15 protein-coding genes are annotated in these 12,704 nt (G+C 48.9%); all 15 read right to left on the bottom strand.

The annotated features are described in order from the left end of the window. Window positions 1-7: 7 nt before the first annotated feature. Complete coding sequence (locus LKD41_RS06475) at window positions 8-2,341, bottom strand: VirB4-like conjugal transfer ATPase, CD1110 family (RefSeq protein WP_173728720.1); 2,334 nt, start codon at window positions 2,339-2,341, stop codon at window positions 8-10. Beyond that, complete coding sequence (locus LKD41_RS06480; RefSeq protein WP_055194921.1) at window positions 2,334-2,699, bottom strand: PrgI family protein; 366 nt, start codon at window positions 2,697-2,699, stop codon at window positions 2,334-2,336. Before LKD41_RS06480 ends, LKD41_RS06475 begins: the two co-directional genes overlap by 8 nt. Next, a complete protein-coding gene (locus tag LKD41_RS06485) occupies window positions 2,700-2,870 on the bottom strand; it encodes a hypothetical protein (protein ID WP_173728718.1) in 171 nt (56 codons plus the stop codon). 10 nt (window positions 2,871-2,880) lie between these two features. Next, on the bottom strand, window positions 2,881-3,717 hold the full coding sequence (locus LKD41_RS06490; protein WP_055194923.1) for a hypothetical protein: 837 nt from the start codon (window positions 3,715-3,717) through the stop codon (window positions 2,881-2,883). Between the two features lie 85 nt (window positions 3,718-3,802). After that, window positions 3,803-4,159, bottom strand: a complete 357-nt coding sequence (locus LKD41_RS06495; protein ID WP_173728716.1) for a TrbC/VirB2 family protein — start codon at window positions 4,157-4,159, stop codon at window positions 3,803-3,805. A 15-nt stretch (window positions 4,160-4,174) separates the two neighbouring features. Then, window positions 4,175-5,968: a VirD4-like conjugal transfer protein, CD1115 family gene (locus LKD41_RS06500; RefSeq protein WP_022278668.1), complete on the bottom strand. Its 1,794-nt coding sequence runs from the start codon at window positions 5,966-5,968 to the stop codon at window positions 4,175-4,177. Further along, entirely contained in the window at window positions 5,955-6,155 is a 201-nt protein-coding gene (locus LKD41_RS06505; RefSeq protein WP_022278669.1) for a hypothetical protein, read from the bottom strand. Before LKD41_RS06505 ends, LKD41_RS06500 begins: the two co-directional genes overlap by 14 nt. A 15-nt stretch (window positions 6,156-6,170) precedes the next feature. Further along, window positions 6,171-7,058 carry an LtrC-like protein gene (locus LKD41_RS06510; protein WP_173728714.1) on the bottom strand — a complete coding sequence of 296 codons (888 nt, stop codon included), beginning with the start codon at window positions 7,056-7,058 and terminating at the stop codon, window positions 6,171-6,173. A 6-nt stretch (window positions 7,059-7,064) separates the two neighbouring features. Next, window positions 7,065-7,892, bottom strand: coding sequence for a DUF6674 family protein (locus LKD41_RS06515; protein ID WP_227700743.1), 828 nt, complete (start codon window positions 7,890-7,892; stop codon window positions 7,065-7,067). Between the two features lie 5 nt (window positions 7,893-7,897). Then, a complete protein-coding gene (locus tag LKD41_RS06520) occupies window positions 7,898-8,707 on the bottom strand; it encodes a PcfB family protein (RefSeq protein WP_173728710.1) in 810 nt (269 codons plus the stop codon). Next, on the bottom strand, window positions 8,691-10,073 hold the full coding sequence (locus LKD41_RS06525; protein ID WP_173728708.1) for a relaxase/mobilization nuclease domain-containing protein: 1,383 nt from the start codon (window positions 10,071-10,073) through the stop codon (window positions 8,691-8,693). Before LKD41_RS06525 ends, LKD41_RS06520 begins: the two co-directional genes overlap by 17 nt. After that, the gene (locus LKD41_RS06530) at window positions 10,064-10,402 is read right to left on the bottom strand and encodes a plasmid mobilization protein (RefSeq protein ID WP_055194935.1); all 339 of its coding nucleotides are present in this window, start codon (window positions 10,400-10,402) and stop codon (window positions 10,064-10,066) included. Before LKD41_RS06530 ends, LKD41_RS06525 begins: the two co-directional genes overlap by 10 nt. Further along, window positions 10,399-10,530, bottom strand: coding sequence for a DUF3789 domain-containing protein (locus LKD41_RS06535; protein ID WP_082425124.1), 132 nt, complete (start codon window positions 10,528-10,530; stop codon window positions 10,399-10,401). The genes LKD41_RS06530 and LKD41_RS06535 overlap by 4 nt, the downstream gene beginning before the upstream one ends. A gap of 137 nt (window positions 10,531-10,667) precedes the next feature. Further along, window positions 10,668-11,738, bottom strand: coding sequence for a YodL domain-containing protein (locus LKD41_RS06540; protein ID WP_227700744.1), 1,071 nt, complete (start codon window positions 11,736-11,738; stop codon window positions 10,668-10,670). Beyond that, complete coding sequence (locus LKD41_RS06545; RefSeq protein ID WP_173728706.1) at window positions 11,735-12,703, bottom strand: DUF3991 and TOPRIM domain-containing protein; 969 nt, start codon at window positions 12,701-12,703, stop codon at window positions 11,735-11,737. Before LKD41_RS06545 ends, LKD41_RS06540 begins: the two co-directional genes overlap by 4 nt. Window position 12,704 lies beyond the last annotated feature (1 nt).

A 12,704-nucleotide genomic window follows, 5' to 3' on the forward strand; every position in this document is an offset into this window, starting at 1 on the left:
CGGGAGCTTATGCGCTCTCGCCCGGTTTTGTTGTCATCAGCTTATACAGCTTCGTATTTTTCGGGAATTTATTTGCGAACGGCACAAGGGAACTGCCCACCTTGATAAGCCCGTGTCCGGCTTCCACATTCGTAATATACGACATCTGAAGGTCGGAGATATTTAAGAGCTTCGCCAGCTCCAGCCTGTCCGTGGAAGCCTGATTGAGCATAATGATAAACTCAGAGTTTGCGAGCATTGTCCTTGCCGTATGGCTCTGCAAAAGGTCGTCCACATTCTGCGTAATACCCGTCGCATAAGCACCGTATTTACGCACACGCTTCCAAAGGGTAAAAAGGAAGTTAGCGGAATACTCGTGCTGGAACAGCAGATAAATCTCATCAATAAAGATGAAGGTATTTCTGCCTTTCGCCCTGTTCTGCGTAATGCGGTTTAAGATAGAGTCGAGAACGACCAGCATACCGATAGGCATAAGCTGTTTGCCGAGGTCTAAAATGTCATAGCAGATCAGACGGTTATTGGTATCCACATTCGTATGCTTCGCAAAGGTGTTCAAGCTGCCGCTTGTAAACAGCTCGATGGCAAGGGCGATTTCCTTCGCCTCCGGCTCGTCCTGTTTCAGAAGCTCCGCCCTGAAATCCTGCAAGGTCGGCACTTCGCCCTGATAGTTATTCTGCTGATAGGTGCGGTACACGCTGGCGGTGCAGCGGTCGATAATGGACTTCTGCTTTGCGCCGAGGTTGCTGCCGCCGATGAGCTGCTCGCACAGGGACATAATAAACTCCGACTTCAAAATAACCGGATTCGCCCCGTCGCCGTACTCCTTCGTCATATCCATAGCGTTGATGTGATTTTGCGAAGTGGCGGAAATATGGATTACCTCGCCGCCGAGCGCCTTAACAAGCTGTGAATATTCTCGCTCCGGATCAATGATGATAACATCTGATTCCGAAGAAAGGATTACATTCTCGATTTCTCCCTTTGCAGCAAAGGACTTGCCGCCGCCGGATACGCCGAGGATAAAGGAATTACCGTTCAAAAGCTGTTTGCGGTCGGCAATAATCATATTCTTGCTGATAACATTCTGCCCGTAGTAGATACCGTTCTCGTGAAAAATATCCTGCACCCGAAACGGGATAAACACGGCGAGACTTTCGGTTGTGAGGGTACGGAAGGTATCAATCTTCCGCACGCCAAACGGCATAACCGTATTCAGCCCGTCCACCTGCTGGAATTTCAACACGCCGAACTGACAAAGGTGCTTTCTCGCCGTGGTAAGCAGCGCTTCCGTGTCGTTATCAAGCTGTTCTTTGGAATCCGCCGTATGCACAAAGGTAATCACGGCGAACATCATTCTCTGATCTCTCGTCGTTAAATCATCGAGAAATTCCTTCATTTCCTTTTTCTGCTGTTCCATATCATAGGGAACGGTCGCCGAAAAGTTATTATTGGAGTTCTGCCGCCTCTGCCAGTTGGTAATATTCGTTTCCACACCAAGCAGACGATTTTCCGCTTCCCGTACCGCTTCATCAGTCGGCACGGGTACAACATCAATCGACATCATCAGATTGCGGTTGAGATCGGTCAGCTCCGCCACCATACTGTCCTTGATATAGGATGCGTACTCACGCAAAAAAAGGACTCTCCCATAACGGTCGCCCATTTTGAAGTAGTCCTTTTCAAATTCCATTGAATCAGGGCAGATATAGTCCTTGAAGCTGTGTCCCTTTTTGCGGGTTTCCTTTATATCAAAGTGGAAAGAGGATTCCTCGCCCACACGGTAAAAGTCGTGGAAGATACGCAGCCTTTCATCGGTTTCCAGCTCCAAGCACTTGCTGCCGAGCCTGCCGAAGTGGGCGATCAGGTCAGCGCCCACACGGGCAAAATAATTCCTTGCGTCCTCAATATTCTTCTTGTTGACGGAAATCGTCATATACTTATCCTGCACGATAGCGTTTGCGCCTGTGGCTTTTTCCAAAAGGATTTTGTTATACTCCTCACGGTATTCATCAAGGCTGTCGCCTTTCATCGGGATAAGGATGTTGTTCTCAAAGTCCAATCGGTTTAAGCGGCGGTTGTTGATCGTGATTTTTGTCGTTGCGCCGGAGTCGAGGGAATTGAGCAGCTCCGAGTATTCAAGGAACATCGCTTCCTTGTCCTCACGGCTGGCAACAGCGTAGTTAATATCTGAAAATTTATAGGTCTTGGAAAACTTGTCTTTCCCGATCTGAAAAATACCGTCGTCATAAATGGCGGTAATGGGGATCACATCCTGAACGCCCTTCGGCACGACAAACTTTTCCTTTTCCTGCTTGCGGAGATTGGTAAGTGTTTTAATCATTCGATTTCATAGCCTCCTTTGCTTTTGCTTCGATACTCGGCTTGAACAGCTCGTAGTAGGTATTCGTTGAACGGAAAGTGAGCTTTTTCGGCATTAAAAACTCCGACTTGATCCACGCATAGATAAATTTCTCGGCGGTCATTCCGTTGTATTTAACAAAACCAAGAGCCGCAAAGGGTGCGGCTCCCAAAATGCACATCCACGATACGGTTTCCGTGCCGACATAGGGCTTGAGCAGAAAATAGATACCCACCGCCACCACGCAGGCGCAGGCAGAAAAAATGAACTGCCGCAGTGACAGTCCGAAAAACATCGCTTCCGTGTAATTCCTGATTTCTCTGTTGATTTTGACTTCCATTTAGGAACTCCTTTCTTTTCGTTTTTGTGCCTGCCGGATTTCATCGGCGCAGACGCACTCGTCTGCAAGACAGATAACTTTGCCTTTTCGCCGCCCTCCGTAATACAGGCAATATCTGCAATCGCAGTCCGCAAGGGTGTAGCCCTTGAATTTGTTGTATATTCGTTTCATTCTGTTCTCCTTACAGTCCCATCATCTCACGGATTATCCGGTCAGACATCCGCACCGAGCCGACCAAAACGAGCATATTAAAGAGCAGCTCGCCGATATATGACCAAACCTGCGTGACTGCCGCCGCATTGGGATCGACCACAGGCGGGGAAGAAGCGAACAGCGAGAAGATAATGCAGGCTAAAACAATCACTGCACCTTCCAAACATACGGCGCAGTAGCTTTTGATAAATGATTTCCCCACATTCTGACTCGGCTCTCCCGCAAAAGTGGAAAGCGGAATCGGGGCGAGCGCCGTATACATATATAACTTAAAAAATCTCCCGTACACCGTCATTATGAGCAGGAATGACATTACTGTGATAAACAAGCCGCCGATGAGCGTAACCGCCCATAACGGGATACTCTCGAAAAAGCCGCAGCTTTCTATGGTGTCAATCATTTCCTGCGGCAGAGTGGTCTGCTGTGCGGAAGTAAAGCCTGCGGCGGTCATAATCGTGCCGATTGTACCCTGCACGATATTGAACAGGGCAAGCATTAGCTCCATACCGTAAGTGATACCCGCCTTTGCAAGCGCAAATCGGATAAAGAGCTTGACAGCGTGTTCCGGTTTCTTGACATCACTGAAGCTGCCGCAGGTGCGTACCATACCGACCACAAAAAACAGCACCAAAAGCGCAAGACCAATCGCCTGCACAGCGCCGTTGATATTGACAATGACCGCCCATATCCCACCGCCTTTGAAGCTCTGCGGCGTAGTTGTGATGAGCTGCCATATCTCAGCGAGTTTTTCATTCCAAGTTTCGAGGGCATTCTGGAGATTCTGAACTACCCAGTTATCACTCAATTTCGTAGCACCTCCTTAAAAAGAAAAATGGGGCGTCCCTGAATTGTTTTTCAGGAACGCCCCTGAGCGTCGTTTGCGTAAAGGATTAGCCCGTAATCAGAGTGAGGATTTCTTTCGCAAAAACGATAATGATACCGCCCGCCAGCGTCAGAAATCCGTTTGCACGCTGCGAAGGATCGTGGGATTTCAGGGAAAGTCCTACCTGAACGATACCAAAACCGAGCAGGATCAGACCAATCGCACGGATAAAGCCGAAGATGAAATCGGACAGGTTGTTGACAACGGTAAGCGGATCGCCTGCGGCGAAAGCCGTTGTAGACATCGCAAAAACAGCAGTCAGGCTTAAAACCGCCGCACAGTAATAACGAAAGCCTTTCTTTACCTTTCCGGTCATCGGCAGTTTGCGGGTTTCTTTCTTCTGCGTCTTATGAAAAATATTCATTCTGTTTTCCTCCAATCAATTTGATAAGTTCTCAAAGTCCTCATCGGACAACAGCTCGTAAGTCGTTTCCGAAAGCTCCATTTCGGGAACGCTGTCGAGATCAACATACAGGGTTTCAATGGTCGCCACATTTTTTGTGACTTCGCCGTGCTGATACACGCCGCCTTTCCCGTCTGCGGTATACGCCACATTCGGGTGCTTCAAAATGTCGTACTTCAAATCCATTACCGGAAGCTCGCCACGGATAAACAAAATAGCGTAGCGGTTGTCGAGCATTCTCACTTCATCAGGGGTAAGCAGCTCACGACCGGAAATCTGATAATTGGTCGAGTAGTTTCCGCTCCGCCCCTCGCTTTTCCCGTAGGTGTTCGTATCAATCGTTTCCTTGCCTAAAAGCTCGGACACATACTTGTGCGTACTCTGCTCATTGCCGCCGAGATAGAGAAATTCATCGCAGTTGCCTACGATGGATTCCCATTGCTTTTCAAAAAGGGCTTTGAGCTGTGCCAGATTTTGCAGGATAATGGATACTGATACGCCTCTTGAACGCATAACGGAAAGTATCTTGTCAAAATCGTCAGGCAGCGAAACATTCGCAAATTCGTCCATCAAAAAATGGACAGGTATCGGCAGACTGCCGCCGTGGATATGGTCGGCGGAGTAAAAAAGCTGCTGGAAAAGCTGTGTGTAGAGGATACTGACGAGGAAATTGAAGCTCGAATCATTATCCGGTATCAGCGCAAACAGCGCCGTTTTCTTCTCGCCCATTGAAGCAAGGTCAAGCTCATCAGCGGAAGTCAGCGCCGCTAAGCTTTCAAGATTGAATTTCTCCAATCTTGCGGCAAGGGTAATCTGAATGGATTTCAAGGTCTTTGCCGAGCCGGAGTGGTAGGAACGATAGTATTTCAATGCAATATGGTCGGGATTATCCATTTCCAAATCGGCAAACAGATTGTCGAGGGGAGAAGGGCGGTTGTCCTCCTCGTCCTCAATCGCCGCCGCCCTGAGCATTTCCATTACCATCGCAAAATTCTGTTCCTCCTCCGGCGCTTCGTAGTGCAAATAAAAAATAAGGGCGAGTAAAAGCATACTCGCCGCAGTATCCCAAAAAGGATCGTTGGACTGTGAGCCTTTCGGGGTGGTACTCTTAAAAAGATTGGTCACAAGGCGCTGAATATCGTTGTCGTTCCTGAGATAGACAAACGGGTTGTAGCAATGGCTTTTCTCCATTGAAATCAAGTCCAGCACCTTGATCTCATAGCCTGCTTTTTCAAGCAGATTGCCGACATCACGCAGAATTTCCCCTTTTGGATCTAAAATTACCTGAGAGGAATTGCTTGTCTGCATTAAATTCGGCTTGCAATAGAATCTTGTCTTGCCTGCGCCGGAGCCGCCGCACACCAGAGTATTCAGATTCCTCCGGTGCTTTTTCGCATTGAGTCCGATTCGGACATTCTGCGTCATCAGCTTATTTTCCGAGGGCGGGCTTTGACGGTACTTTTTATCAATGGCTTTTGCGCTGCCCCATTTCGCTGAGCCGTGTTCCTCACGCCTGCGGTAGTTCCTCCGTGTGGACAAATAAATTCCAATCCCCATTCCGTAGAGCAAAAGCAAAACGAGGACAGTTTTTAAGCTGTCCCCGCAAAGCTCGATATGGAACGGATCATTGAATGCCGTCAAAAGGCTCGGCAGTATCTCCGGCAGACCGCCCTTGACGGACGGCGCTATCAATAAGCCGAGCCACACAACGGGAAGAATCCCAATAACCGCAAGGATAATCGCAGACTGCTTGTTGCTATCTCGATTCACGGCAGGATTCCTTTTCTACCACTTTGAACTTGCGTCTTGGGGCGTGACCGATTTTAATAATCAGATCGTCTACGGCGTCGGTGGACTTGCCCTCTTTTTTGAGGTCGGTCTTTTTATCGTTCAGGGAACGGATCACAACGCCGTGTTCATAATCGTCCAAAGCGATATGGTAGAGTTCTTCTTTCATCGCAGCTACCTCCGGTTATCTCTCCTGTTCCTTTGAGCGCTCCGCCCGCTGGCGGTACAGCTCGTCGGAAACACGGGCGGTAATTTCCTTAAACGCCTTCTGCGTCTTGCCGAGTTCAGCTTTAATTTCTTTCGGCTCTTTGTTTTTCAGTTCGTCGGGGATACGGTCGATAGCGAAATTCTGCGTATCGACTCCGTATTTCTTGCAGAGCATATACCCAATGCACACCGCCTGAAATCCCATATCCCTGCGGCTGTATACCTCGCTGTTCATAGAAAGCTCGGCGTGACCGAGTTCCTGAGCGACGCACTGGCAGAGGGCAACGCTGTCGCCGATGTCCCGCTTCACATAAAGCGTCTGATCTTCATTTTTATAGAAAGCGCCCATATCGGGATAAGGCAGCTCATTGGTGCTTTCAATATTGATTGGGGCGCTGTCGAGCATAACCGCCACCAACTTTCTCGGATCACGGTTAGCGGTCGGGGCGGCAGGGCGCTTGCCGTTGGTCTGTGAAACATCCAGCACTCTTTTCAAATTGAAATCAATGCCGATTGTCCCGTCCTTCTTGGTGTACTCGTAGGGATCAAGGATAATAAAGGTCTTGGAGCCTTTATTGACCTTTACACCGTCCGCCGTCCAATCGCCAAATTCCTTGATTTGACTTGCCTGCGGGAATTGCTTATACATCAGCAACGCATTGTTCGCTGTGTACCTGTCCATACGGCTCTGCACATCAAGGTAGGCTTTGAATTTTTCCGGCGACTGCACCACTTCCGAAGCGGTATTGTCGAGCAGTTGATAAATGGCTTCTTTCTCCGCCTTTTTCTTGGCGGCGTATTCCTCCGGCGAAAGTCTCGGCGGTCTTGCGCCGCTGCTTTGCTTATTCTTAAAATCGTTGGTCATATCTTTTTACCTCTCTTTTGATAGATTTGATTTTTGCGGGTGCGGGACGCTAATCTGCCCCAACGCCTGTGCTGTGCGGTTTTCTTCTTTGGAAGCGGTCGGCTCGCTGCGCTCTGTTCCTTTTTCTGCTTTCGCCGCCGCCCTATATCTGCTGAGATTTTCTTTTACAGACGATTTCACACGGGAAACTCTGAGCTTATCCGCCGTATCCATCGCCTTTTGCTCCAAAGACGCAAATCCTTTCTGCGCTTTTTCAAATAAACGGGACAACCTTGATAATACGCCTTTATCACTCTTGGAATGTTCCGCTTCCTTTGCGGCTTTTCCCATAAACAGCAGCCCCATATTTTTCAAATGCCCCTTTGCGCCCTGAAGCTCCGTCTGCATAGCGGACAGTTTTCTTGTATCCTGCGCCATATCCTTTGACAGTTTACCGAACATCGAGGACAGCTTATCCAGCGCTTCGGGGATTTTCATTGCCCTGACCGACTCAGCAATGGCTTCCCTGCCTTTTTCCCGGAACGCCCGCACAGCGTTTCCGGCTGACTGGATCAGATTATCCTTCATCTTTTTGACTGCGGAAAATCCCTGACGGATTTTGCTCTCCGTTTTTTCCACAAGGGTATGGCACTTGCTCCGCAGCGTGTTGTTGTGGATCAGATTGATTTCACGGCGCATATCCTGAAGCTCGCCGAGCATTCCTGTCAGCGTTTCTTCCATACCGCCGATATAACTTACCAGCGACTGCACCTCGTTTTTCTCTTTCATCAAGCCGTTTTTATCGAGCGTGTCTAAAAGTTCCACGATCTGCGGGTGTTCCTTTAGTTGATCCATTTCGCTCACCTCTCTTTCGACTTCTTGGATTTCTTCGGCTGCCTGTGAACGGTTTGCCGATTGGCTTCAGGGGTTTTCGGCTTCTCTTTGGAAGCCTCCGGCACAGTACGCTCTGCTTCCTTTTCCGCTTTGGCAGCCGCCTTGTATCGGTCGAGCTTTTCCTTGACCGAAGGCTTCTTATCCGCTGCCTTTGCGACACCCTTATCAGTGTGCGTACCTGTCGTTTCTAAGTCTCGCTCGGACAGAGGGCTTTTGTCCGTCTTTGCGACCGAGGGGTTTTGGTGGGAATTTCCCTCCTTCTGCATTGGCTTTCCCATCGCTTCCTCCACGATGATCTCGCCCCTTGATTTCGTAGGCACTTCATTGGCAACCGCTTCACGGTCTGCCACATCTTTTTCCGCTTCGGAAACAATGGAAGCCTTATCGACTTTACCAAGTTCAAAGCGGTCGGAAATACGCTGGATTTTCGCAGCGTCCTCCGCACGGGCGATAATATCGACCATCGCCGTATCGCTCTTGGTATTTTTATCACGCAGAACGCAGTAAAGGACGCCGTATCGTTTTGCCTGTTCGGTAAACTTCGGCAGGTCTTTCTGCTGGAACGAAAAGACCTTCAGTTCCTTGCCGGACTTAATCATATTGGTAAGCCGTGCTTTCCCCCGTGTCTTATTCGACTGGCTGATCTCCTGCTTCAGCACGGAAGCTAACAGAATAGCGATATTCTTCGCCGCCGAGCCTGTGAGCCGGACAGCCACTTCAAATCCTTCAAGCGACAGCCTGACGATTTGTTCTGCTGCGTCACCGCCGTTGTTCATAGTTTCGGGACTCCTTTCTTTGAGATTTTTCTTCCTCTGCTTTCACTTGCGAAAGGGTATCGGCAATTACGCCTGACCGCTTCGCAATCCCGTCGCAGAGCTTTACTTCTTTGCGAAGCTCTTTCAAGCGTTCGGAGATAGCTGAAATTTTCATCTTTGCCGCCGACAGCCGTTCATCTGATATATCTACCTTTCGTATTTCATTTCGGAGATGTGTTCTGTCGGCGGTAAGGGTTTTGATTTCGTCCTCAACCGACCGCTTATATGAAAAAAGCTGCTCGTCCGTACCGATCTGGTGCTTGCCGAGCAGCGTTACCTGTTTGGTGAGTTCGTCCATCTTCATCAGATCGTCTTTGAGAAGATAGTGAAGCCTCGCCGTATTCTGTTGTTTCTGATTGTGCTTCGGAAGGTAGCCGAGCCGATAGCAGTAGTAGAGATACAAGCCATACAGACCGCCGACCTTTTGGATTTTGCTTTCTCTTGTGGGCAGGCGGTACTGCCGGACAATATAGGTCTTTGGCTGGAACGGCTTGAACACAATATTATCCCGATTAGCAATCAGCCTTTCAAGGATTTTCTCTTTGGTGTATTCCTCGCCGAGCCGGTAAGTCCGTATCGGCTTTTCGCTGCCCTTGGGTGTAACCGTCGCATACTTGCGGTTGGGACTGAAATTTGAGTGGTAGCCCATCACGCCCAGTTCATATTGGAACTGCCGCAGGTTGCGGCTCATCGCAATCGCCTCGTCAATCGCTTTTTTTGCGTTGTTGTATCGGGTAGGCATACCCGCCTCGTCCTTCATCGTAAGATAGGCGGGCGATCTGTGCAGCTCCGGCTTTTCTACAATGGACAGCTTATGTTCCAAGCAGATCTCATCGGCGATATGGCGGAAGTAGTACCAAGACTTTTCTTTGTCTTTCAGCCGCTTCCCATCGGCAAAGGAAACGGAGTTGATGACAAAATGGCAGTGGAGATGTTTCGTGTTCAGATGGGTAGTAACGACCACCTGAAACCGCTTGCCCCACATCTTTCTTGCAAACTCCATTCCGATCTGCTGCGCCTGTTCGGGCGTGACCTCGTTTTCCTTAAAGCTTAGATACCCGTGATACGCCTGAATCCCGTCCGTCTTGCCGAACTGTTCCTTGACGGTAATGAACTGGTCACGAGCCATCGCCACATTGCAGTTGATCCCGTCACAGAAAAACTCGTGTTCCGTTTTCTCCTCGTCCTTCGCATAGGCAAGCACATCTTTGAGCGCCTGATAATCTTCGGCAGAATATTCGGGGTTGGCGGTCTTTTCAGGATTGGTCGTATAGTCCAGTACCTGACCGAGCCGGACGCTTACCTTCCAAAGCTTTGTTACTGCCATTTCAATCCGCTTTTTTCAGGGCGCAGAAATTCACGCTCAATCGCCGCCTGAAACTTGTGCCACCTCAGCGCCTCGTTCTTCAGCATTTGCGAATCCACAAAGCCGAGGGCGTTCGCTTTAATGGCGAGCTGATTGATGTTGTTGCCGATAGCGGAAAGCTCCCGCATAGCGTCATAAAATCTCTCGTCCGGTTTTTCTCTCGGCTCATAGCCACGAAGCAGCAGTCGAATCAGCGCCGCTTCGGTCAGGCAGGCTTTCTTTGCTTTCTTCTGCAAGTCCTGTGCTTCCGCCTTTGAAAACCAAAACTGTTTTTTGACTGTTCGTTTCACAGTTCCTCGTCCTCCTTTCGGATATTTGGTGTGCGGCTGATTCGGTTGATCTGCATAAGACACATAATCATTACGCCGATAACGCCACCGAGCAGGAAGCCTATCATAAAGAATAGAAATTCGTGCATAGTCAAAATCCTTTCCTGTATTGGGGTATTAGGGGCAGCCCCTAACGAGCTTTTACTGTTTTTGCCCGATAGGAGTAAAAACAGTCTGCTCGCTAAGCTAACGCAGACCTGTCGGGCTGCCCCGTTTTTCCTGATATTTATCGTTCTTTGTCCGCCCTGTTGGGCTTAAACGGCTCGATCTCAATCCCGTGTGCGGTTTCGTGGAATCGCTCAGGATACCGAAAAAGCCGTTTGTATTTCAGTAGTTGTTCGCTCGATAAGCTGCTGTATTTCTCATCGACGACATTGGAACGGGCAATAAAAAAATCGCCGTGAATGATGTCGGCGACCTCTCTTGAATCTTCCATTAAGAAGCATTTTTCAATTTTCCAACCGTCCTTACCGCCCATTTCGTCCGCCATCAATCCCTCCATTCTCAGGCACGGATCAACACCGTCCAAAGAAGCGCCGTAGATGGAATAGCCGCCCATACGGGACTGGAATGCCTTGTTGTCCGAGCTTACTTCATAAGTCCGTTCAAATTCGCTGTACGGTTTTTTGAAGGTATCGGCGGTAAAAACGATATGTGCGGTAAGGTGCTGTCTGTTGTTTTCCGCTTCCCGAAAAAGGGATTTCAGGTCGCTGTAACTCATCTGTGTGCGCTTCGGCGGCTGGTAGACCGCCCGATTCATCGGCAGCTTTTCCTGCTTCCCGTCACGGTTGCAGACGATAGCGGCGTCATCTTCAAAGGGCATATACTCGTCTAAACCGCCCCCGCCGACCAGTTCTTTCATCGCTTCATAGGTGTTCGGTATCTCTTTCACAATCGGAGATTTGCCGACCGGAACGAGCAGGACAGAGATTTTCTCCTGCTCGGCAAGCGATAGGAAGCGGTCGCTGACCTGCGTCTTTTCCGGATCAAAATCGACCTTCTGAAAACCGAAGCTGTCGCAAAAGTGGAAGTAGCTTTTTCCGGTATTCCCGTCAATGATCTCCACCACATCGGATACGGACATCGACCGCCCTTTATATCCTGCGGGGTGTTTAAGATTGAAAATCTCATAGAGTTTTTCCAGCGTGAAGCAGTTTACTTCTCCCTCGAACACCTTATCATAGAGGCTGCTGTCGATTTCTGAGCTGCCCTGAAATTTTGGAAGGCTCTCGTAATTCATAAAGGCGACATTGTTGGCGTCACGCTTCATATTGATCTGATAAATTCGTACATTCAACGCTCATAGCTCCTTTCTTTGGATTTGTAGATTCCAAGCTGTATGCAGAGGTAATCGTTATAGTCCTTGCCTTTCTTCGGCGGCTCGTCAAAGACTTCATACTTATTTCCGAGCAGCTCTTTTAAGGTTTTGGTACAGAGCCTTCCCGTTTTGTCATTGTCCAAATGCAAATGAATCGTCTTGATAAGCGGATTTTTCTCAAGGAAAACGGAAAGCGCAATCGGAATTTTACTGTCTTTGCTCTCTTTCTTCGGCTGATACACACCCGAAAGAGAGAGCAGATTTTCCGATTTATAGTCCTTACCCTGAGCTTTCAGCAAAGTGGCATAGGACAGCAAATCAATGGCGGCTTCAAATAAATGCACCGACTGGCAAGGCTCTTTTGCAAGCAGGCGAAAGGAATATTGCTTGTCGCTTCCGTATGCGTCTCCCTTAAAGGTGCTGCTTCCTAAACCACGGTAGGCGGCATACTTTAGCGTCCCTGTTTCGTCCTTCCCGACAAAAACCGCATTATGATAGCGCCCGTTGCTTTCAAAAATCACACCGTCCGCAATACACTCCTGAATAATCTGATAGTCAATGCCACGATCAAAAAGATACTGCATTACCCGTTTGCTGTCTTGATATTTTTCCGGCAAACGCAGTGCCTTCGGCTCAGTTTTTTCTTCTTTTTTCGGTGGCGGCGTCCACTTTGCCAGTTCTTTTCCCGTTAGGATTTCCACTGCGTCCATAAAAGAATAGTTCCTGACTTTTATCAGATAGTCAAGCGCAGTATAGCCGCCGAAACCTTGCGACCACCAAAACCATTTGCCATTTGAAATCTTTAAGCTGTCGTGGTCAACGGTACGATATACATTTCTCGTTCCTTTGACTTGTTCAACATTATCCGGCTCCATCCTTCTTAGATAAGTTAAAAGGTCGATCTGCCGAGCCTGTTCGACCACTTCCGGCGGAATATATGGCATA

This window comes from Roseburia sp. CLA-AA-H209 (assembly GCF_020687575.1).
Lineage (GTDB): Bacteria > Bacillota > Clostridia > Lachnospirales > Lachnospiraceae > Roseburia_C > Roseburia_C amylophila.

Coding starts and splice junctions, on each gene's coding strand:
- LKD41_RS06475 (WP_173728720.1), bottom strand. CDS start 2,341: ATGATTAAAACACTTACCAATCTCCGCAAGCAGGAAAAGGAAAAGTTT.
- LKD41_RS06480 (WP_055194921.1), bottom strand. CDS start 2,699: ATGGAAGTCAAAATCAACAGAGAAATCAGGAATTACACGGAAGCGATG.
- LKD41_RS06485 (WP_173728718.1), bottom strand. CDS start 2,870: ATGAAACGAATATACAACAAATTCAAGGGCTACACCCTTGCGGACTGC.
- LKD41_RS06495 (WP_173728716.1), bottom strand. CDS start 4,159: ATGAATATTTTTCATAAGACGCAGAAGAAAGAAACCCGCAAACTGCCG.
- LKD41_RS06505 (WP_022278669.1), bottom strand. CDS start 6,155: ATGAAAGAAGAACTCTACCATATCGCTTTGGACGATTATGAACACGGC.
- LKD41_RS06510 (WP_173728714.1), bottom strand. CDS start 7,058: ATGACCAACGATTTTAAGAATAAGCAAAGCAGCGGCGCAAGACCGCCG.
- LKD41_RS06515 (WP_227700743.1), bottom strand. CDS start 7,892: ATGGATCAACTAAAGGAACACCCGCAGATCGTGGAACTTTTAGACACG.
- LKD41_RS06520 (WP_173728710.1), bottom strand. CDS start 8,707: ATGAACAACGGCGGTGACGCAGCAGAACAAATCGTCAGGCTGTCGCTT.
- LKD41_RS06525 (WP_173728708.1), bottom strand. CDS start 10,073: ATGGCAGTAACAAAGCTTTGGAAGGTAAGCGTCCGGCTCGGTCAGGTA.
- LKD41_RS06535 (WP_082425124.1), bottom strand. CDS start 10,530: ATGCACGAATTTCTATTCTTTATGATAGGCTTCCTGCTCGGTGGCGTT.
- LKD41_RS06545 (WP_173728706.1), bottom strand. CDS start 12,703: ATGCCATATATTCCGCCGGAAGTGGTCGAACAGGCTCGGCAGATCGAC.